Source organism: Actinacidiphila bryophytorum (genome assembly GCF_016916835.1).
Classification (GTDB): domain Bacteria; phylum Actinomycetota; class Actinomycetes; order Streptomycetales; family Streptomycetaceae; genus Actinacidiphila; species Actinacidiphila bryophytorum.
The window spans coordinates 229,427-251,061 of the sequence record NZ_JAFFIX010000010.1 but is presented as its reverse complement, the minus strand read 5'-3'; the positions used below and the strand labels follow the sequence as shown (position 1 = coordinate 251,061).

At 73.3% G+C, this 21,635-nt stretch carries 14 protein-coding genes; 2 read left to right on the top strand and 12 right to left on the bottom strand.

Annotated elements, in window-relative coordinates; genetic code table 11:
* Nucleotides 1–69 precede the first annotated feature (69 nt).
* The 4 genes from JT723_RS17515 to JT723_RS17500 are packed head-to-tail and all read right to left on the bottom strand — an operon-like array spanning nucleotide 70 to nucleotide 4,940.
* Nucleotides 70–1,107 carry an ABC transporter permease gene (locus JT723_RS17515; RefSeq protein WP_205045576.1) on the bottom strand — a complete coding sequence of 346 codons (1,038 nt, stop codon included), beginning with the start codon at nucleotides 1,105–1,107 and terminating at the stop codon, nucleotides 70–72.
* Nucleotides 1,104–2,066: an ABC transporter permease gene (locus tag JT723_RS17510; protein ID WP_205045575.1), complete on the bottom strand. Its 963-nt coding sequence runs from the start codon at nucleotides 2,064–2,066 to the stop codon at nucleotides 1,104–1,106. The genes JT723_RS17515 and JT723_RS17510 overlap by 4 nt, the downstream gene beginning before the upstream one ends.
* Nucleotides 2,063–3,808, bottom strand: a complete 1,746-nt coding sequence (locus JT723_RS17505; RefSeq protein ID WP_205045574.1) for a sugar ABC transporter ATP-binding protein — start codon at nucleotides 3,806–3,808, stop codon at nucleotides 2,063–2,065. Before JT723_RS17505 ends, JT723_RS17510 begins: the two co-directional genes overlap by 4 nt.
* A 40-nt stretch (nucleotides 3,809–3,848) precedes the next feature.
* Nucleotides 3,849–4,940: an ABC transporter substrate-binding protein gene (locus JT723_RS17500; protein WP_205045573.1), complete on the bottom strand. Its 1,092-nt coding sequence runs from the start codon at nucleotides 4,938–4,940 to the stop codon at nucleotides 3,849–3,851.
* Nucleotides 4,941–5,263: 323 nt separating this feature from the next.
* On the opposite strand from JT723_RS17500, the gene JT723_RS17495 reads away from it, so the two are divergent.
* The gene (locus JT723_RS17495; RefSeq protein ID WP_205045572.1) at nucleotides 5,264–7,720 is read left to right on the top strand and encodes an RICIN domain-containing protein; all 2,457 of its coding nucleotides are present in this window, start codon (nucleotides 5,264–5,266) and stop codon (nucleotides 7,718–7,720) included.
* Between the two features lie 75 nt (nucleotides 7,721–7,795).
* The gene (locus JT723_RS17490) at nucleotides 7,796–10,396 is read left to right on the top strand and encodes a glutaminase domain-containing protein (protein ID WP_251513633.1); all 2,601 of its coding nucleotides are present in this window, start codon (nucleotides 7,796–7,798) and stop codon (nucleotides 10,394–10,396) included.
* A gap of 21 nt (nucleotides 10,397–10,417) precedes the next feature.
* Here JT723_RS17490 and JT723_RS35175 read toward each other — a convergent pair whose 3' ends face one another.
* From JT723_RS35175 to JT723_RS17450, 8 genes are all read right to left on the bottom strand, one after another.
* A complete protein-coding gene (locus tag JT723_RS35175) occupies nucleotides 10,418–11,254 on the bottom strand; it encodes an endo alpha-1,4 polygalactosaminidase (protein WP_251513636.1) in 837 nt (278 codons plus the stop codon).
* Nucleotides 11,251–12,021: a spherulation-specific family 4 protein gene (locus tag JT723_RS35170; RefSeq protein WP_206248439.1), complete on the bottom strand. Its 771-nt coding sequence runs from the start codon at nucleotides 12,019–12,021 to the stop codon at nucleotides 11,251–11,253. The genes JT723_RS35175 and JT723_RS35170 overlap by 4 nt, the downstream gene beginning before the upstream one ends.
* Entirely contained in the window at nucleotides 12,018–12,938 is a 921-nt protein-coding gene (locus tag JT723_RS17475) for an NAD-dependent epimerase/dehydratase family protein (protein ID WP_205045570.1), read from the bottom strand. Before JT723_RS17475 ends, JT723_RS35170 begins: the two co-directional genes overlap by 4 nt.
* Before the next feature lie 7 nt (nucleotides 12,939–12,945).
* The gene (locus tag JT723_RS17470) at nucleotides 12,946–13,659 is read right to left on the bottom strand and encodes a nucleotidyltransferase family protein (protein WP_205045569.1); all 714 of its coding nucleotides are present in this window, start codon (nucleotides 13,657–13,659) and stop codon (nucleotides 12,946–12,948) included.
* Nucleotides 13,660–13,726: 67 nt separating this feature from the next.
* The gene (locus tag JT723_RS17465) at nucleotides 13,727–14,728 is read right to left on the bottom strand and encodes an SDR family NAD(P)-dependent oxidoreductase (protein ID WP_205045568.1); all 1,002 of its coding nucleotides are present in this window, start codon (nucleotides 14,726–14,728) and stop codon (nucleotides 13,727–13,729) included.
* A gap of 66 nt (nucleotides 14,729–14,794) precedes the next feature.
* A complete protein-coding gene (locus JT723_RS17460) occupies nucleotides 14,795–16,390 on the bottom strand; it encodes a hypothetical protein (RefSeq protein ID WP_205045567.1) in 1,596 nt (531 codons plus the stop codon).
* Nucleotides 16,391–16,775: 385 nt separating this feature from the next.
* Nucleotides 16,776–18,329, bottom strand: coding sequence for a GT4 family glycosyltransferase PelF (gene pelF / locus JT723_RS17455; protein ID WP_205045566.1), 1,554 nt, complete (start codon nucleotides 18,327–18,329; stop codon nucleotides 16,776–16,778).
* A gap of 304 nt (nucleotides 18,330–18,633) precedes the next feature.
* Entirely contained in the window at nucleotides 18,634–20,823 is a 2,190-nt protein-coding gene (locus tag JT723_RS17450) for a hypothetical protein (protein ID WP_205045565.1), read from the bottom strand.
* Nucleotides 20,824–21,635 lie beyond the last annotated feature (812 nt).

Sequence of the window (21,635 nt, the reverse complement as noted above, 5' to 3'; positions counted from 1 at the left end):
CTGCGGAGGCACGGCGGTTCCGGCCTCAGTGTGCCGGTCCCGTCTGTGGTACGGGCCGGGCTTAATCCCTCAGGTGCCGCGTCTGGACGCCGACAGGTACCGCTGGGCGACGACGACCACGATCAGGAAGCCGCCGCTGACCACCGACTGGTAGGAGGAGTTGAGCGAGCCGATCTGGTTGATCAGGTTCTGGATGACGCCGAGCAGCAGGACGCCCCACAGCGTGCCGGACACCGACCCGGCGCCGCCGACCAGCAGGGTGCCGCCGATCACCACCGCGGAGATCGCGTCCAGCTCCATGCCGACGCCGATGATGGTGACCCCGGAGGACAGCCGGGCCGCGTTGAGCGCCCCGGCGAAACCGGCGAGCAGCCCGCTGAGCGTGTAGACCAGCACCTTCGTCCTGGCCACCGGCAGGCCCATCAGCAGTGCCGCGTCCCCGCTGCCGCCGACCGCGAACAGCCCCTGGCCGAAGGAGGTGCGCTGCAGCAGCAGGCCGCCGAGGCAGAACAGCGCCAGCGCGATCAGCACCGGGTAGCCGAACCCCCACACCGCACCGCCGCCGAGCTTCTGGAAGGCGGAGCCGCGCGGCACCAGGTAGGTCTTGGCGCCCTCGTGGGTCAGCGCGAGCAGCAGCCCGCGGGCGCCCAGCAGCGAGGCGAGCGTGACGATGAAGGGCGCCATCCCGGCCTTGGCGACCAGCAGCCCGTTGACGGCGCCGATCGCCCCGCACACCGCGAGCGGCACCAGCAGCGCCGGCAGGAAGCCGTACTGCGAGGCCCAGGCGGCGACGACACCGCCGAGCGCGAAGACCGAGCCGACCGACAGGTCGATGCCGCCGGTGACGATGACCAGGGTCATGCCGAGCGCGACGATCGACAGGAAGGACGCCTGGATGGTGATGCCCCGGGCGTTGTCCAGGGTGGCGAAGGAGTCGAAGACGAAGGAGGAGACGACGCAGAGCAGGGCCAGCACGGCCAGCACGCCCTGGCGCTGGAGGAGTTCGGCGGCGCGCTGCCGCCCGCCGGGGCGCGGCTGCTCGGTCACGGCGAGCGGGGGCGGCGGCCCTGCGAGGGCGGGCGGCGCGGTTTCGGCGAGGGACTTCATCGGGCTCTGCGCTCCCGGGCGACGTAGACGGCGACGAGGATGATGCCCGCCTGGACCATCTGGGCGGTGGAGTCGTGCAGGTCGTGGGTGACCAGGGTGGCGTGCAGCAGCTGCATCAGCAGCGCGCCGAAGACGGTGCCGAGCACCCGGACCGAGCCGCCGGTCAGCGGGGTGCCGCCGACGACGACCGCGGTGATCGCGGACAGCTCCATCAGGTTGCCGAGCGAGGACGGGTCGCTCGCGGTCAGCCGTGCGGTGGCGAGCACGCCGGCGAGCGCGGCCAGCACACCGCAGATGACGTAGACCCCGATGAGCACCCGTCTGACCGGCAGGCCGGCCAGTGCCGCGGCCTTGCGGTTGCCGCCGACGGCGACCAGCTGGCGGCCGAAGGTGGTGCGCTGGACGAGCCCGGCGACCATGGCGGCCAGCACACCGGCGATCAGGACGACGACGGGGATGCCGAGGACGCTGTCGGTGCCCAGGCTCAGCAGGTCGGTGTTCTCGATCTGCTTGAGCTGCCCGTCGGCGATGACAAGGGCCAGGCCGCGGCCGCCGACGAAGAGCGCGAGGGTGGCGACGATCGGCTGCAGGCCGACGAGCGACACCAGCGAGCCGTTGACCAGCCCGACGACCACCCCGGCGAGCAGCGCGACCAGCAGCGCGGGCAGCAGCCCGTAGCCGAGGTAGAGCGGCAGCAGCGCGCCGGACAGCGCCATGGTGGAGCCCACCGACAGGTCGACGCCCTCGGTGCCGATGACCAGCGCCATACCGAGCGCGACGATCACCACGGGGGCGACCTGGACGAGCTGGGTGCGCAGGTTGTCGGTGGTCAGGAAGTGGTCGGTGAAGACGCCGTTGAAGACCAGCAGCGCGAGCACCGCGGCGTAGACGCCGTAGCGCTGGAGGGCGTCGGCGATCCGCGGCCGGTCCAGGCCGCGGGGGAGCGCGAACGACGTCATCGGGGGTCCTCCTCCTTGCGCAGCTCCGGTGCCGCGGCGGCGTCCGGTGGCTCGGGTACGTCTCCGGCGCCGGGCGCGGCTGCCTCGTCGGGTACGTCTGCGGCGCCGGGTTCCGGCGCTGCGTCCGCTTCAGGCCCGCCCTGCGGCGGCACGGCGTCGGGTGCCGTCTCCGCCAGGACCGTCAGCAGCGCGCCCTCGGTGACGTCGCCGCCGGTCAGCTCGCCCGCGACGGTGCCGGCCCGCAGCACCACGATCCGGTCGGCGCCCTCCACCAGCTCCTCCAGCTCGGAGGAGATCAGCAGCACCGCGAGGCCTTCTGCGGCCAGCTCCTCGATCAGCGTCTGGACCTCCGCCTTGGCGCCGACGTCGATGCCCCGGGTCGGCTCGTCCAGCAGCAGCACCCGCGGTTCCAGGCACAGCCAGCGGGCCAGCAGCACCTTCTGCTGGTTCCCGCCGGACAGCTCGCCGACCTTCTGCTCGGGGCTCGCCGCCTTGATCCGCAGCCGCTTCACGAAGATGTCCACCACCCGGTCCTGCCTGCGCCGGGAGACGAATCCGAAGCGGGACAGCCGCGGCAGCGCGGCCAGCACGATGTTTTCTCGCACCGACAGGCCCGGGATGATGCCCTCGGCCTTGCGGTCCTCGGGCAGCAGGCTGATGCCGGCCCTGATCGCGGCGGCCGAGCTGATCCGGCGCAGCCGCCGCCCGCCGACCTCGATGTCGCCGCCGTCCAGCGGCAGCGCGCCGGCCAGCGCCTTCGCGGTCTCGGTGCGGCCCGACCCCAGCAGCCCGCCCAGGCCCAGCACCTCGCCGGGCCGCAGGTCGAGGGCGACACCGTCGAGCAGGTGCCGGCGGCTGAGCCCGGTCGCGGTCAGCACCGGTTCGGCCGCGGGTGTCCTGCCGTCGTCGTGGCCTTCCGCGGCCTCCTTGCGCACCCGGGCCAGCTCCCGGCCGAGCATCATCGAGACCAGCCGCACCCGGTCGGTGTCGCGCAGGTCGCCGGTGTGCACCAGGCGCCCGTCGCGCAGCACGGTGACGCGGTCGCAGATCCGGTACAGCTCGTCCATCCGGTGGCTGACGTAGACCAGCGAGATGCCGCGGCCGTGCAGTTCGCCGATCACCCGGAAGAGCGTCTCGACCTCGCGCGGTTCCAGTGAGGAGGTCGGCTCGTCCATCACCACGACCCTGGCCCTGACCGAGACCGCCCGGGCCAGTGCGACCATCTGCTGGGTGCCGATGCCCAGGGTGTGCAGCGGGCGGCGCGGGTCGGTGGTGATGCCGAAGCCGCCCAGCAGCTCGGCGGTCTCCCGGTGCATCCGGCGGAAGTCCACCAGGCCCAGCCGGGTCTTCGGCTCGCGCCCCAGGAAGATGTTGCGGGCCACGCTCATCAGCGGGACCAGGTTCACCTCCTGGTAGATGGTGGAGATGCCGGCCTGCTGCGCCTCGTGCGGGCGGTGGAAGGACACCGCTTCGCCGCCGAGGCGCAACTCGCCCTCGTCGGGCCGGTGGACGCCGGTGAGGATCTTGATCAGCGTCGACTTGCCCGCCCCGTTCTCCCCGACGAGGGCGTGGATCTCACCCGCACGCAGGGTGAACGAGACGTCGTCGAGCGCCACCACACCGGGGAAGCGTTTGCTGACGCCGACCGCCTCCAGGACGGGTGCCGGCGGGGCCGCGGGGTCCTGCGGGCCGTCGGGACCCGGCGGGGCGGACTGCGCCGCTGAGGCTTGCGGTGGTGCCATGTCGATGGCCTTGCCTTCCGGGTGTCGGGGTGCGGGCGGCTCAGAAGGCCCCGGCCACCGAGTCCTTGGCGTTGCTCTCGTCGTAGGCGCGGTCGGAGATGATCACGTTCTCGGGAATCGGCTCGCCCGCGTAGAACTTCTGGGCGGTGGCGAAGGCCAGCGGGCCGAACCGCGGGTTGGACTCGATGACCGCGTTGTACTGGCCGGCCACGATGGCCTGGACCGCGTTGCGGGTGCCGTCCACCGAGACGATCTTGACGTCCTTGCCGGGGTTCTTGCCCGCGCTCTTGAGTGCGGTGACCGCGCCGAGGCCCATCTCGTCGTTCTCCGCGTAGACCGCGGTGATGCCCGGCTTGGACTGGATGAGCTGCTCCATGACCTGCTGGCCCTTGTCGCGGGTGAAGTCGCCGGTCTGCTGGGCGACCACCTTCAGGCCGGGGGCCTTGGCGGCGACCTCGTCCAGGAAGCCCTTGGTGCGGTCGGTGGTCACGTTGTTGCCGGAGGAGCCGAGCAGGATCGCGACCTGGCCCTTGCCGCCGGTCGCCTTGATCATGGCGTCGGCCGCGCGCTGGCCCTGCTTGACGAAGTCCGAGCCGAGGAAGGTGACGTAGTCCTTGCAGGAGGTGGCGTTGATCTTGCGGTCGATGGTGATGACCGGCACGTGCTTGGCGGCGGCGGCCTGCAGCGCGGGCTCCAGGCCGTCGGAGTTGAGCGGCGCCACGATCAGCAGCTGCGCGCCCTGGTTGAGCATGTCCTGGATGTCGCTGATCTGCTTGGGCAGTTGGGACTGAGCGTCGGTGGTGAGCAGCTTCTTGACCCCGAGCTTGGCCGCCTCGTCCTTGATGGACCGGGTCTCGGCGATCCGGAAGGGGTTGTCCTCCTTCTCGGACTGCGAGAAGCCGACGACCGCGTTCTTCAGGTCCAGCTTCTGGGCGCCGTAGGAGGTCAGCGTGCAGCCGTCGGCCGCGGCCGTGGCGGACTCGGTGACCTGCTGCTGCGCGGCGTCCGACGAACTGCTGGGCGCGGCGGCCTTGTCGTCGCCTTCGGACTTGGAGCAGCCGGTGGCGGCGAGGCCCGCAGTGGCGAGCAGCAGGCAGGCGACGGCCAGCGTGCGGGTTCTGTGCTTGGTCATGCTCACGACACTCCTTGGTCTCGACGGGGGTGGTCCGTCGGTCGTACGAGTGGTCCTGGGGCGGCGCGGGGAGGCGGGATCCGGTCATCCCTGGGGCGCGGCTTTACAACGTTATATACGCGGCTCCCCGCGGCGACAAGAAGTCCGTCGGGAGTTTCGAAAACCGGCCGACGGCCGCTGCCCGCCGCGGTGTTCGGATACGGGTGGGACTTGTGACGACTTCTGTGTGAGCTATGGACATGACAGTCAGCGCGTGCTGTCATGCCGGGTGGCATCGGTCTTTCCAACGTTGAAAGAACGCGAACCGCAGGAGGCCACCCCCCATGCCCCTGAACCGCCGACAGTTCGTCACCACCGCACTCACCGCGGGCGCCGCTCTCCCACTGCTGCCGGCCGCGCCCGCCGGTGCCGCCGCCGGGGGCGGGCACCCGGGTCGTGCCTCGGCCCGGGTCGCCCCCGCCCCCGGCGGCCTCTACACCCCCAACGCCGCCCCGCTGGCCCCCACCGCCTTCCTGCGGCTGCCGCCCGGCGCGGTCACCGCCCGCGGCTGGCTCGACGGCCGGCTGCGGCAGCAACTCGCGGGCCTGTGCGGCCAGTACGCCTCGACCTCGCACTTCCTGGCCATGGGCAGCAGCGGCTGGGTCCACCCGGCCGACACCGGCTGGGAGGAGGTGCCGTACTGGCTGCGCGGCTACACCGACCTGGCGATCCTCACCGGCGACGGCACCGCGCTGGCCGCCGTACGCCGCTGGGTCGACGCGATCCTCGCCACCGCGCAGCCCGACGGCTTCTTCGGCCCGACCTCGCTGCGCACCTCGCTCGGCGGCGGCCCCGACTTCTGGCCGTACCTGCCGCTGACCTGGGCGCTGCGCAACTGGCAGGAGTACAGCGGAGACAGCAGGATCGTGCCGCTGCTGACCGCCTTCTTCCGCTACATGAACGCCCAGGGTCCCGGCGCCTTCAACCAGAGCTGGGTGTCGGTGCGCTGGGGCGACGGCCTGGACAGCGTCTTCTGGCTCTACAACCGCACCGGCGACGCCTTCCTGCTCGACCTCGCCGACAAGATCCACGCCGGCGGCGCCAACTGGGTGAACAACCTGCCGTCCCTGCACAACGTCAACATCGCCCAGGGCTTCCGCGAACCCGCGCAGTACGCGCTGCGCTCGCCGTCGGCCGCGCTGACCCAGGCCGCGTACCAGAACTACACCGCGGTGATGACCGCCTACGGGCAGTTCCCCGGCGGCGGGTTCGCCGGCGACGAGAACGCCAGGCCCGGCTTCGGCGACCCCCGGCAGGGCTTCGAGACCTGCGGCATCGTGGAGTTCATGGCCAGCCACCAGCTGCTGACCCGGATCACCGGCGACCCGGTGTGGGCCGACCGCTGCGAGGACCTGGCCTTCAACTCGCTGCCCGCCGCCCTCGACCCGTCCGGCAAGGCCGTGCACTACATCACCAGCGCCAACAGCGTCGACCTGGACGACAGCGCCAAGACGCAGGGGCAGTTCCAGAACAACTGGGCCATGCAGGCCTATCTGCCCGGCGTCGACCAGTACCGCTGCTGCCCGCACAACTACGGCATGGGCTGGCCCTACTTCACCGAGGAGCTGTGGCTCGCCACCCCCGACCACGGGCTGGCGGCGGCGATGTACGCGCCCAGTTCCGTCACCGCGAAGGTCGCCGGCGGCACCCAGGTGACCTTCACCGAGACCACCGACTACCCCTTCGCCGACACCGTCACGCTCACCCTGAGCGCCCCGGGACCGCTGGCCTTCCCGCTGTATCTGCGCATCCCCGGCTGGTGCTCCGCGCCCCGCCTCAGCGTCAACGGCGCCGCCGTCGGCGCCCCCGCGGGACCGGCCTTCACCGTCGTCGACCGCACCTGGAAGAACGGCGACACCGTCGTCCTCACCCTGCCGCAGACCACGACCACCAGGACCTGGCCGGGCAACCACGGCGCCACCGGCATCGACCACGGCCCGCTCAGCTACTCCCTCGACATCGCCGAGACCTACGTGCAGACCGGCGGCAGCACCCAGTTCCCCGAGTACGCCGTGCACACCGCCGCCGCCTGGAACTACGGGCTCGCCCTCGACGCGGGCGGCACCGCCTTCAGCCGCACCGGCGGCCCGCTGCCGGCCGACCCCTTCACCCACGCCGGCACCCCCGTGCGCATCACCGCGCCTGCCCGCCGCATCGCCGAGTGGCAGGCCGACAGCCAGCACGTGGTCAGCCCGCTCCAGGACTCACCCGCCCGCAGCACCGCACCCGTCGAGACCGTCACCCTCATCCCGATGGGCGCAGCCAGGCTGCGGATCTCCGCCTTCCCCACCACCTCGCCCACCGGCCACCAGTGGTCGGCGCCCGCGCCCTACCGCAGGATCAGGAACAAGAACTCCGGCAAGGTCATCGGTGTCGACCTGATGTCGACTGCCAACAGCGCGCATGTGGTGCAGTACGACGACAACGGGACCGCCGACCACCTGTGGCAGCTGGTCGACAACGGTGACGGCTGGTTCCGTATCCGCAACCAGAACTCCGGCAAGGTGATGGGTGTCGACCTGATGTCGACGGCCAACAGCGCGCATGTGGTGCAGTACGACGACAACGGGACCGCCGACCACCTGTGGCAGTTCGTGGACAACGGTGACGGCTGGTTCCGTATCCGCAACCAGAACTCCGGCAAGGTGATGGGTGTCGACCTGATGTCGACGGCCAACAGCGCGCATGTGGTGCAGTACGACGACAACGGCACCGCCGACCACCTGTGGCAGTTCCTCTGAGCCACCCCGTTCCGCAGTTCCCCAGGGCCGCCCGGCCCCCTCGCGCCCCCCACCCCTCCCCGAGGACGGAACCCCGTGACAACCGACGACACCCGCACGCCCAGGCCCGGGCGCCGCGACCTGCTTAAGTGGAGCGGCGCGCTCACCGCAGCGGCAGCCACCGGCGGCTTCTTCACCCTCACCGCCGCACCGGCCGGCGCGCAGCCCGCCGCCCCCGGCCCCGCTGCCGCCGCCGCGGGCACCTTCGCCCCGATCAGGCCGCCCGCCGTGCCGCTCGCGGTCCGCTCGATGTACCTGTCGACCTGGCTGGCCGCGGACGGCCTGGCCGGCACCTGGCCCACCTTCTGGAACGGCCACATCACCGCGCTGTGCGGCCTGGCCAGGATCGACGGGGCCTGCTACGTCTTCGCCGGCGCCCCCGCACTGCCCGCGGGACCCGCGCTGACCGCCATGCAGCAGGTCTCGCTGCAGCTGACCGCGACCCGCTCCGTCTACACCCTCACCGGCGGCGGCGTCACCTTGACCGTCACCTTCTTCTCACCGGTGGACCTCGGCAACCTGCAGCGCCAGTCGGTGCCGCTCAGCTACGTCACCGTGCAGGCCACGAGCGCCGACGGCCGCGCCCACAGCGTGGACGTCCACATCGACGTGTCGGGGGAGTGGGTGCACGGCGACAATGCCACGCCCATCACCTGGGACCTCCAGCAGACCGGCCGCATGACCGTGCTCAGCGCGCAACCCGCCAGCCCCGGCGTCCTGCAGGAGCACGGCGACCAGGCGTCCTGGGGCCGGGTGGTGCTGGCCGCGCCGAGCGGGGAAGGGGTCACCGCGCAGATCGGCCAGGACACCGTGGTGCGCGCCGCCTCCGCCGCCACCGGCCGCCTCGACGGGTCCGTGGACAGCGCCAAACCCCGTGCCATCAGCGACCGCTGGCCGGTGCTCGGCCTGAACCGCGACTTCGGCACCGTCAACCCCGGTACGCCGTCGGCGGAGTTCACCGTCACCGTCGGCCATGTCCGCACCCCCGCGGTCAGTTACCTCGGCGCCCAGCTGCAGCCCTGGTGGACGCACTACTGGGGCTCCTGGACCGGCATGGTCGACTGGTTCGACGCCGACCACGGTGCCGCGCTGGCCGCCGCCACCGCCCTGGACCAGCGCATTCGCAACGACGCCGCCGCCGCGGTGGGCGGCGGTGCGACCGGCGACCACTACGCCGCCGTGTGCGCGCTCGCGCTGCGCCAGGCGGTGGCCGGCACCGAACTGGCCGACCGGGGCGGCTCGCCGTGGGCGTTCCTGAAGGAGATCTCCTCCGACGGCAACATGTCCACCGTCGACGTCACCTACCCGGCCTTCCCCGCCTACCTCTACCTCTCGCCCGGCTACCTGCGGCTGCTGCTGGAACCGCTGCTGGACTACGCGGAACACGGCGGCTGGCCCAAGGAGTTCGCCGAGCACGACCTCGGCTCGGGCTACCCCAACGCGACCGGGCACAACGACGGCAACGAGGAGGACATGCCGGTCGAGGAGTCCGCGAACATGCTCATCATGGCCGCCGCCCTGCTCCAGCGGCTGCCCGCAGCCGACGCCGCCTCCTTCGCCGCCGCGCACTACCCGATCCTGCGCCAGTGGGCCGAGTACCTCGCCGCCAGCGCCCTCGACCCCGGATTCCAGAACCAGACCGACGACTTCACCGGCTTCATCGCGCACAGCGCCAACCTCGCGCTCAAGGGCATCGTCGGCATCGGCGCCATGAGCGTCGTCGCCGCCTTGCACGGCAGCACCGCGGACGCCGGCCGCTACCGCACCCTGGCCCGCTCCTACGTCAGCCGGTGGACCTCGCTCGCCGAGGACTCCTCGGGCGCCCACCTCAAACTCGCCTACGACCAGGACGGCACCTGGAGCCTGAAGTACAACGGCTTCCCCGACCGGCTGCTCGGCCTCGACCTGGTGCCCACCGGCACCGCGGCCCGCGAGGCCGGCTGGTACGCGGCCCAGTCCGGCGGCTACGGCGTCGTCCTCGACCCGCGCAACGACTACACCAAGGGCGACTGGGAGCTGTGGACCGCCGCCTGGCTCGCCGACCACCCCGCCACCCGCGACCAACTCGTCAACGGCGTCTACAACTTCGCGAACACCTCACCGCAGCGGGTGCCCTTCAGCGACTGGTACGTGGTGGCCGGCGGCGCCCAACGCGGCTTCCAGGACCGGCCGGTGGTCGGCGGGATGTTCGCGCTGCTGCTGCCGCCCGCCCCCTCCACCGTCAGCTGGCACCGCATCCAGAACCGCAACTCGGGCAAGGTGCTCGCCGTCTCCGGCATGTCGCTCGCCGACAGCGCCGAGGTCACGCAGTACGCGGACAACGGCACCGCCGACCACGTCTGGACGCTGCTGGACAACGGCGACGGGACCGTGCGGATCGTCAACCGCAACAGCGGCAAGGTCCTCGCCGTCCACGACCAGAGCACCGACGACGGCGCCCACGTCCAGCAGTACCAGGACAACGGCACACCCGACCACGTCTGGCGCATCACCGACAACGGCGACGGCTGGTCGAAGATCGTCAACGTCCGGTCGGGCAAGGTGCTCGCCGTCGACGGCATGTCGCAGGCCGACGGCGCCCAGGTCACCCAGTGGACGGACAACGGCACCGCCGACCACCTGTGGCGGCTGATCTGACCCGGCTACGGGACCGCGCGCTCAGCAGGGCTCCCGCCAGGCGTCCAGCGACAGGTGCTTGCGCATGGAGCTGAAGCCCAGCTTGCGCACCGCGGGGCAGAACTGCGCGGGCGCCAGCTCGTACTCGACGTGGAAGACCGGCTTGCCCGCGGCGACGAAGGGCGACAACTGCCCGCACTCGTCGTACTGGGCGCACTGCTCGTCCACCGAGAAGTCGAAGTCGCCCAGCAGCTGCGGCACCTGGTCCAGGTCGTTCTTCAACCCCACGGCCAGGCCCCGGTCGTGGGCGAGGCCGGCGATCATGCGGTTGTACGCCAACTGGTCGGCCGCCGTCAGCGGGAAGCCGGTGGAGTTGGCGTACCCGTCGAGCAGGTCCGGCTCGACGGCGTCGAAGCCCTTGGCTCTGCACATGTCGAACCGGGCCGCCATCAGCGGGCGCAGCCGGTCCAGGGCGCGGACGTCCAGCCAGCGTTCGCCGTCCCAGCCGTCGCCGCGGCCCAGCAGTGCGGCGGGAAAGTCCTTCGCGTCCGGCCGGAAGGACTCCCACGCACCGGCGTTGACGTAGCAGACCACCCGGCGGCCGTCGTCGTGCAGGCGCGCGACGACGGCCGCCGGGTTCTCGAAGCCGTCGATGTCGTACACCGGCACGTCCACGGAGGTGTCGACGGTGCCGCTGAGCTGCCACTGCCAGGCGACCCCCACCTGCGGCTGCCAGCGGCCCGCCACGGGCGGCCCGGCGGATCGCGGACGCCCGCCGTCGCCGCCCCCGCCGTCGCCGCCCGAAGAGGTGCAGCCCGCGAGTGCGAGCAGCAGCGCGGCGGCCGGCGCGAGCCGGCGGCCCGTGAAGCGGCCCCTCACGCGGCGCTCGCCGGGACGTGCTGCCAGGGGTTGGGCGGCCCGCCGGGGACCGCGCAGTGGACGCCCGCGCCGCGGACCGCGGCCGTACGGGCCACCGCCCGCGCGGCGGCCGGACCGGGCACCCCGTAGACCAGGTGGCAGAAGCGGCCCGGGGGATGGGCGGCCGTCCACCGGGGCACGGCCGCGGCGGCGTAGTCCGCCCACGTGCCCTCGTAGGTCACCAGCAGGTCGGCCGCCGCCGCATAGCCGGGGTCGGGGTGCACCCCCGGGTTGAGGACCGCGGTGCGGGCGCCGTCGAGCCGGCCGGCCGCCACCAGCCGCCGGTAGTACGGCAGTTGCTCGCGCCCTGCTGCGACCCGGTCGAAGAAGACCCCGCCCACCCCGTACCACTCCCGGTGCCTGCGCACATCGCGCTCCACGTCCCGGGCGGGCCTGGCCGCGTAGTCGGTGTCCACGTAGCCGAACAGCCGCACCCCCGCAGACCGCAGGCGCTCCGCCGCCGTCGCGACCGCACTGTCCGGCCGCCCGGCCCCCGGCCCGTCCGCCACGTTCACCACCACCCCGTAGAGCCGCCCTGCCATCTTCTCCAGCGCCCGCCAGGCCCCCGGGTCGACGGCGGGATGGACGTACATCGGCACCAGCAGTGCCCGCGCGCTCGCCGCCGGCACACCGGCCGGACCGCCGTACGGGTGCGCGGTCGCATCCTGTGCCCCGCGGCGCGGGACCCCGTACGCCGGGGTCGCGGGCGGGCGCCGGCCGGGCGTCATGCGGGGGCGCCCGCGGTCGGGGCGGTCGCATGGCAGAGCGCCGCCAGCGCGTCGTGCAGGGTGCGGAGCGGCTGCCAGCCGAGCGCGTCGGCGGCCAGCGCGATGTCCGCGCGCACCCATGACACGCCAGCGGAACGCTCGGAGCCCGCACCCGACTCCGTGATCCGCCCGCCGAAGCCGCACAGCCCCGCCAGCTCGACCGCCAGGTCGCGCACCAGGGTGGCCTGCCCCGAGCCCACGTTCACGACCGGCGGCAGCGGCCCCGTCGCGGTCGCGGCCAGCGCGACCGCCTCCGCCACGTCCCGCACGTCCACGAAGTCACGGTACGCGCCGAGGTCGCCGGTCATGACCGACCCGCCGGGCGGCGCGCCACGGAAGGCGGTGGCCAGCCGGCCCGGCAGCCCGGAGGCGGGGGCGCCCGCGCCGACCGGGTTGAAGACCCGCAGCACCACCGCGTCCAGCCCGGACCCCGCCACCGCCAGGGTGCCCGCCAGCTTGGTGGCGCCGTAGACCTCGGCAGGCCGGGCCGCCGCCGACTCGGCGAGCGCCGTCCCCGGCACCCCGGGGCCGTACTCGGCCGCCGAGCCCAGCTGCACCAGCCGCGCCGCGGGCACCGCCGCCGCCAGCGCCTCGCACAGGGCCGCAGCGCCCCGCGTGTTGACCGCCGCGAGCGCACTGGCGGGGCCGGCGGCGAGCCCGGCGCAGTTGACCACGACGTCGGGGGCCAGCGCGGTCAGCCCGCCGGCCAGCACGTCCACCGGCACCTTGCCGAGGTCGACCGCCAGGTCCGGCGCGCCCCGCCCGCCGGCCGCCGCCCGCCCGCCGTACAGCACCGTCGCGCCCGGCAGTTCGCGCAGCCGGGCGCTCACCGGTCCGCCGAGGAAGCCCGTGCCGCCGAGCACCAGAATCCTGCTCATCGCCCGCTCACGCCCCCTTGAGCAGCAGCCCGCGCAGGCTGCTGAACTCGGCGTTCGCCCGGTCGTAGTCGTCGGGCCTGCCGATGTCGAGCCAGTAGCCGTCGAAGTCGTGGGCGCGCGGCGGCCGGTCCGCGGCCAGCAGGTCGAGCACGACCTCGTCGAAGCCCAGCGGCAGCCCCGCGGTGTAGCCGTCCAGCGTCGCCCGGGAGACCCCGTAGACGCCCATCGACACCCGGTAGTCCATGCTCGGCTTCTCGGTGAAGGCCACCACCTGCCCCTCGTCGGTGGTGAGCACCCCGAAGTCGATGCTGACGGTGCGCCGGTAGGTGGCGATCGTCAGCGGCGCCCCGGAGCCGCGGTGCCCGCGCAGCAGGTCGCCGAAGTCCAGGTCGGTGAGCACGTCGCCGTTCATCACCAGGAAGTGCTCGGGCAGTTGCTTCCGCATGGTCAGCAACGGCCCCATGGTGCCGAGTGGGTTGTCCTCGGTGACGTAGTCGACGTCGAGCCCCCACTGCGAACCGTCGCCCACGTAGGCGCGGATGATGTTGCCGAGGTGCCCGATGGCGATGGTGCAGCGGCGGAAGCCCGCGGTGGCCAGCTGTCTGAGCACGATCTCCAGGATCGCGTGGCTGTCGCCGATCGGCACCAGCGGTTTGGGCAGTGCGGTGGTGTACGGCCGCAGCCGTACGCCTTTGCCGCCCGCGAGGATGACAGCGTGCATGGTGGGTCCCCCCAGAGGTCGTGCGGTCATGGTGATGGTGTGCCGTGGGTATGGATGTGACGGCTCGTCAGACGTTGTAGGCGGCCGTCTTGTAGCGCGCGAGGTGCGCGGGGTCGCGGAAGAAGTCGATGGTGCGGGCCAGGCCCTCCTCCAGCCGGTGGGCCGGCGCCCAGCCGGTCGCCTCGCGCAGCCGGCCCGCGTCGCACACCAGCCGCATCACCTCGGAGCCGGACGGGCGCAGCCGCTGCGGGTCCTCCAGCACGGCCAGTTCGGTGTCCATCAGGGTGCCGATCAGCCGCACCAGGTCGCCGACCGAGATCTCGCCGCCCGTACCGGCGTTGAAGGTCCGGCCCACGACCTGCTGGGCCGGGGCCGTCCCCACCGCGAGGAAGGCGGCGGCGGTGTCCTTGACGTAGGTGAAGTCCCTGGTCGGCCGCAGGTCGCCGAGCGTCACCTTGGTCTCGCCCGCCGCGACCTGCCCGATCACCGTCGGGATCACCGCCCGCATCGACTGCCGCGGCCCGAAGGTGTTGAAGGGCCGCAGCGTCACCACGGGGGTGCCGAAACTGGCGTGGTAGCTGTCGGCGAGCCGGTCCCCGCCCGCCTTGGACGCCGCATAGGGCGACTGCGTGACGATCGGGTGGTCCTCGCTGATCGGTACGGTCTGCGCGGTGCCGTACGTCTCGCTGGTCGAGGTGTGCACCAGGCGCGGGATGCCCGACTCGCGTACCGCTTCGAGGACGTTGAGGGTGCCGGTCACGTTGGTGTCGACGTACGAGCGCGGGGCGCGGTAGGAGTACGGGATCGCGATCAGCGCGGCCAGGTGGTAGACGGTGTCGCAGTCCGCGACCAGGTCGCGCACCGAGCCGGGGTCCCGGACGTCGCCCAGCACGACGTCCACGCAGTCCGCCACGTCCGGCGGCAGGACCTCCAGCCAGCCGTTCGACGAGAAGGAGTTGTACTGCACCATGGCGCGCACCCGGCGGCCCGAGGCCACCAGCGCCTCGACCAGGTGCGAGCCGATGAAGCCCTCGGCGCCCGTGACGGCGACCGGAGTTGGGGAGGACATGCGGGAATCTCCTTGCGGTGAGGGTGGGTTGGATGCGGTGCGGTGTCGAGGGGCCTTGGGCGGCCCTCAGCGGTGGGTGGTCACCCGGGCGGTGACGGTGGTGGCCGCCGCGAGCAGGACGGCGGCGGCGCAGCCGCCGGTCACGCCGATGACGGTGCCCGGCGTCGCGGTGTGCAGGGCCAGCAGCGGCACGGCGGTGGCCGTCGCCGCCGACAGGACGGCGGCGGCCGTCCACGGCCGACCGCAGGACTGGAGCAGCAGCGCGAGCCACAGGGTGCAGCCCAGCGCGAGCAGCACCCCCAGGTGCGGCGCGTCCCAGGCCGCCGCACCGGGCAGCACCGCGGACTCGACGCCGGCCAGCGTGACCAGCGCGGCGGCGTAGCCGCCGAGGCAGCGGGCCAGCACCCGCCACGACCTGCCGAGCAGCCGCTGCGCGACCCCCGTCCTGCGCACCGCCGTCAGGCAGCGGCTGCGCAGCCGGAAGAGCAGCCACTCGGCCACACCCATGCTCACCGTGAGCGCGCCGACGAACTCCCCGGCGAGCGCCGCCGCGACCACCAGCCCTCCGGCGGCCAGCCCGGCCAGTCCCAGCGGCACCGACTGCCGCAGGGCCGGGCGGGGGCCGTTGTCCGGGCTGCTTCCCGGCCGGGATGCGGCGGCGCGGGGGCGCCGGAGCCGTGCGGCGAGCCTGGCCAGGTTCAGTGGCACGGACTGGGGCGGGGCCGGGCGGGGGCCGTTCTCCGACTGGGACGCGCCGGCGCGGCGGCGCCGGAGCCGTGCCGCGAGGCCGCGGCGGGCGTCCTGCCCTGTCCCGCCCGGGAGTTCGCCGGCCGGCGCGCGCAGGGCCGTGGCAGCCGCCGCTGCCGTGGCCGCGGTGACCGTCGCTGCGAGGAGGGCGGCGGCCGCGGGGGAGGGGAGGGCTGCGGCGCCGCATGCCGCGGCCAGCGTCAGCGGGGCCAGCACGTACAGGAGGGTGCGTTCGCGGTGCAGGACCAGCAAGGCGGTGGCCGCGGCCATGTAGAGGGCCTGGCCTGCCGCGAAGGCCAGCGCCGGCAGGTGCGCCGGTCCTATGACGGCCGCGGCTGCCGCGGTGGCCAGTCCCGTGCCCGCGGCGCCGCCGGTGAGCAGGCAGCGGGCGGCGGCCCTGGGTCGGCTCGCGAGCAGCAGCAGCCCCGCCCGGTGCGCCAGGGCCTGGTTCCAGCCCCAGCTGCACAGCGCCGCCGCGGCCCAGCCCGCGACCGCCGCGCTCACCCCGAAGTGACCGTCGGGGCCGGCCGCCCAGCGTCCGCCGACGACGTAGGCCACGCCCGGCAGCGCGAAGGTGAGGCCGCGCAGGACGCACCGCCCGACGTCCGTCCGCCACGGGTCCGCGGCCGGCTCCGGCTCCGGGTACGTCCGCGGCACCAGGGCGAAGAGCGTCTCGGCCAGCGCGAACAGGTCCGGGTGCCGGTAGCGTTCGGTGATCTGCTCGTCGGTCAGGCCGTCAGACTCCAGCAGTGCCGCGATCTCGTCGGCGTGCACCGCGCTCCCGCACGCGTCCCCCAGCCGCTGCGCCAGCTCCGCCACCGGGTCCCCGTCGGCCCAGGCCGGCGCCCGCCGGAGCCGCGGCAGCCGCACCACGGACCCGCCGTCCGCACCGGCCGCAGACAACGCCCCGCTCATGCCGTCCCCTTCACTTGCAACAGTTCCGTTCGGCCGTACGGTCCGCCCGTGGCGGCCGGCCCGGGCACCGGGCGCGCACCGCGCGCTCCTGGCATGCGTCCGCTGGTGGCGGTGCAGGTGCGGGGTGTGGCGTATGCGTCTATCTGATGTGCGGCTGGCGCCGCGTGGGCGCGCTCAGCCCCCACCGGGGCGCGGGTCGTCTCCGTCGGAATGGGGCTGTTCCCGTCCGTACCCCACCACCGGCCGGTGGGGGGCTGGGCGCGCAGTTCCCCGCGCCCCTGGTGGGCACCCCCTGCCGCAGGGGAACTGCCCGAGCCACCGCGGCCGGCGGAAGCGCACCGCCCGCCGGGTGGGGCGTGTGTGGCTGCTCGTGGTGGCGGGACGCTCATGCCGTGCCCTCCGACGCCTGTGCGGCAAGGGCCGGGTCCTGCGCCTGCTCAGGGCGCCACACGCGGGACATCCACGTCACACCGGCGTACTGCTGCGCCGTACGCGGCTCGGACGGCGACAGGCCGGTGTAGATGCCGCGGAAGGCGTCGATGGTCTGGCGCAGGGTGAACTGGTCGATCACCCGCAGCCTGGCCGCCTCGCCGAGCGCGGCCCGCCGCGCCGGGTCGCGCAGCAGCGCGATCGCCGCCAGCGCCATGGCCGCCGGGTCCCGCGGCGGTACGACCAGGCCGGTGTCGCCGACCGCCTCGCGCACCCCGCCGACGTCAGTCGAGACGGTGCAGCGCCCGCAGGACATCGCCTCGATCAGGGTGAAGGGGAAGCCCTCGCTGATGCTGGAGAGCATCACGACCTGGCCCGCCGCGTAGGCGGTGCGGATGTCCTCGACCCGGCCCTCGAAGCGGACCGCGTCCGCTGCCCCGACCGCCGCGGCCAGCGCCTCGCACCGCGCCCGGTACTCCTCGCCGCCGCGCGGGGTGCCGCCGAAGATCCGCAGCCTGGCCGCCGGTATCTCCTCCCGGACCAGCGCGAAGGCCCGGATCAGCGTTTCCAGGTCCTTGATCGGGTCGATGCGTCCCGCCCAGGTCAGCGTCGGCACCTCGGGTTCAGGACCGGCGGGCGGGAAGGCGCCGGGGTCCACCCCGTTGTAGACGGTGCGGATACGGTCCGCGTCGGCGCCGCCGTGCTCCTCCCAGCGGCGGTTGTAGCGGTTGCCCGGGGTGATGAGCGCGCTGTGCCGGTAGGCCTCGCGGGCCAGCAGCCGGAAGAAGTGCAGCATCAGGGACTTGACCGGCCACCGGTAGGGTCCTGTGCGGTGTCCTAGGTAGCGCTCCCGCTGGTAGACGCCGTGCTCGGTGAGCAGCAGCGGCACGTCGTCGCGGTGGTGCGCGACCAGCCCCGGCAGGGTGGCGAGGCCGCCGCTGACCGCGTGCGCCACCCCGGTGGGCGGGGCCGCGGCCAGCGGGCGCAGCGCGTGCTCCAGCAGGTCGGTGCCGGTCAGCGCGTCGTGCTGGGTCGGCAGCGCGGCCGCCACGTCCGTACCCGGGCGCCGCCACAGCCCGGCCAGGGTGCGTACCGCCGCCTCAGAGCGCAGCCCCGCCGACAGCGTGCCGGACCCTGCCCACCCGGCGAGTTCGTAGAGCGCGGGGCCGAACAGCTCGTCGGCGCCGTCCTCCTGGGCCAGCAGCGCGGTCAGCAGCCGCTCCCAGGCGGCGAGCAGCGCACGCCGCTCCCGGCCGCGCGGCTCCCGGCCCCCGGGGGTGGGACCCCACATGGGTATCGACTCCAACGCCGTGACGTGCGGGGGCAGTTCCCACACCGGCTGCTCATGTCCCGTCGCGGTGACGGCCGTCACCCGGAAGTCGACGTCGGGCATCGCGCGGACCAGCTGGTCGCACCAGACGCTCACCCCGCCGGGGCTGTGCGGATACGTCCCCTCGGTCAGCAGCGTCACCTGCGCGATGCGCGACGGCTCGCCGAAGACTGCGTGCATGAAGCGGTGTCCCCCTGGACGGGTCGGGTGCGGTGGGTCGGTGCTGTGCGGTGCTTTGCCATGTCGGGCCGGTCCGTGCGGGCGGGGCGTCGGCGCCCCGCCCGCACCTGCGGTGTCGCTTCCCGCGCTAGGCCGTGTTGTGGAAGTCCCGCCTGCCCCGCGACGCCTGGCACGCACGCTCGCTGCGTTGTCGGAGTCGTCCGAGTAGGCCCACTACGAGGACGGCCCTCCGCCTTGCGATCGCACGCACCAGACGCCGCGGGGCCCGCCCTGTGGGCGGACGGCGCTACTTCCAAAACACGGCCTAGCCGCGCGCGCTGTCGCCGGGACCTGCGGGTACGGCGTCGGCGACGCCGCGGGGCACGGGCAGCCGGCCGACCGGCGCGGCGAGCGTCGCCGGGCTCTTCGCCTTGGCCGCAGTCGCCGCCGGGACGGCCGCGGGGACCGCGGAGGCGGGCAGCGTGAGGGTGACCGCGCCTTGGAGCAGGCCCGGCTGCGCCCAGCCGGACAGGCGTCCCGCGTAGGCGGTGCCGAAGGCCGTCGAGCCCAGCAGCTGGGCCTGCCGCGTACCGGCCGGCGCGGTGACGTCCACCGCCACACCGCTCGGCGCGCTGACGGTCACCGTGCTGCCGATGCGGTAGGCGGTCACCTTGCCGCCCTTCCATGCCGCGCTCCACGCGGCCCTGCGCTGCAGCTCGGTGGCGATGTCCGCGGTCCGCAGGTTCTCCGCCGGGGTGTTCGCGGCGAAGAGGGCCGCATAGTCGCCGAGCACCCGCTCCAGCACCGGGTAGGCGATCCGGCCCTCGGCCAGGTTCGACTGGTGGATGAAGTGCGGGCGCGGGTTGTTGCCGAGCACATGGCCGAGGTCGATCCTGGCCTCCAGCGGCACGATGTACGACGCGTAGCCGGTGGCCGGGTCCAACGGGGCGACCAGGCACGTGGAGTTGCCCGAGATCGCGCACGCGCCGCTGCCGCCCTGCGCGAGGTTGGTGTAGATCCAGTTGTACTCGTCGGTCTCCTCCTGCGCGGTGCCCGCGTTGTAGAAGACGTTCATCGGGAAGCGCGGCACGGTCAGCGCGGGGCCGACCTTGCGCTGGTCGGGCTCACGGGAGTTGTCGCTCGCCAGGTAGGCGACGCCGAGCCCGGTCAGCGCGGGCGCCAGGTTGGGGTTGTCGGCGGGCTGCTGCGGCAGCACCTTGAGCCCGGAGTGCTCGCCGGTCACCAACTCCTGGTTGTTCAGCGGGATCCCGTGCTGCGCCGCCCAGCTGCGGTTGTCCTTGACCGCCGCGGTGATGTCGGCCTTGCTGACCCACTGCGTGGCACCCGTCGAGGTCGTCTCGCACCGCCAGGGCACCACGCTGACGTCCTGCACACAGCCCAGGAAGGGGTGCAGATACGTGTGGTTGACCCAGCGGTAGCTGTTCTTGTCGGCCACCAGCTGGTTCGCCAGCGGGTCGGAGGAGGTGTCGTGGTCGGACTTCCAGTCCTCGCTGCCGCCGCCGTTGAAGACGAAGTCCAGGGTGAAGCCGTGCGCCTTCGACCACTGCGTGGCATAGGCCGCGTCCGCGGCGGTCATCCGGATCGGGTCGGTGTCCTCACCCGTGCCGATCGGGCAGTCCACGTCGCCCGGCGTGCAGTTGAGCGAGGAGTTCCACCGGTCGTCGGCCAGGAAGACGTCGTCGACCTGCACCTCGAAGTAGTTGCGGTCGGCGCCCAGGTGGACGCCCTGGGTCATCCACTCCACGATGCCGCGGGCCAGCAGCCGGAACTGCTGCTGGTACTGGTTGTAGACGAAGGGGATCACCAGCTCGGTGCGCCCGTCGTGCGCGTACTGCCCGACCAGCACACCGCGCTGCGCGCTGCCCGGGATGGGCGCGTCCACCAGCGGGGTGAAGACCGCCCCCGCCGCCTGGGCGGCCAGCGGTGTTGCGAGGTAGCCGTAACTCTCCGACTGGTAGGGGTCGTTGTCCTCGAAGGGAACGGCACCCTTCAGATAGCCGAAGTCACCGGCCGCGCCCTGAGCGGTCACCTGCCCCTGCACGCCGTCCAGCCGGCCGATGTAGCCGCCGGTCTGCGCGTAGTTCAGCCCCACCGCGGGCTGCGCATAGGTGTACGCGTCCACCTGCCGGATGCCGAAGGCCGTCTCGTACGCCGCCAGGGCCGCCATCTCCGCGGAGTCCGCGCCGAACGGGTTGTCGTTCGGCAGCACCACCGCCTGGAACTTGGCGCGCGGCCGGCCCGACACGGTGTCGCTCAGGAAGCCCGGCGTGATCACCGGCCGGCTCGCGGCGGCCAGGTCCACCGTCGTGTACGGGGTGCCGGCGCCGTCCAGCTCCGAGGTGATCGCGGCGGTCGCGGGACCGCCGTCGTCCACCACCAGCACCCTCAGGTCGACCCGCGGCGGCACGGCGGACCGCGCCGCCGTCGGCGCGATCGCCAGTGCCACCAGTGCCGCCGCGGACGCGACGGATGCGGCACGCAAAGCCCTGCCCATGAATTACCTCCCCCGGGAGCCGCCGATTCCCTTTCGGCGCACTCCCATGCGCAACGGCCGCTCCGGCCGTATTTCCGGGGACCATGGTGGGGCACCTCGCGGAGGACTTGTGACCATTCTGCGGAGGTGATCGAAAAGGCTGCGCCATACACCGGGGGGTGTTCGAAGGGAGGGGGCTCTCACCTGCGGTGTTGCGGGTGTCATGTTCGCGGCGCGTGTGGATTATCGACCTTGATGATGAATGCCCGGGCATATTTTCGATGGATACACCGACGGGTGAACAAATCGAAACCGCGTGCGGAATTCACCGGCTCCGGCCAGTTCTGTGCCTATGGTCAGGCCTGTCATGTCAGCGCTTCCGGTGACCTCGGTTGTCCCGGCGGGCCGCCTGGGGGGTGCCACTTCCTGTTGCGTTCACGGTGCACCGGAAGGTGCAAGCTCACCGCAAGGGGCAGGACCGGACTACGGCCGGCGGTCGATCGGGGGTGGGGACGGGGCCGGGGTGGGCTCGGGGGAAGGGGGGACGGGGGACGGCGGGGTCGGGACGGGGTCCGGGGCCGGCCCAGGAACAGGGTGCGGCTCCGGTGCGGGCACCGGATGAGGCCCCGGCACCGGCTCGTCCGGTGGCGGGACCGGCGGAAACGGGTCAGGGTACGGACTGGTCATCGCACACTCCGTAGGAGATTGCGTACCGTTCGCCCTCTCGGCTACCCCGCCGGCCCCGCCCCATGCCGCGCACGCCCCTTCGGGGTGAACCCCGCACGGTTCCGCAACTGCGTCCCCGCCCCCCGCGGTCCCTGCGGGCAACAGAT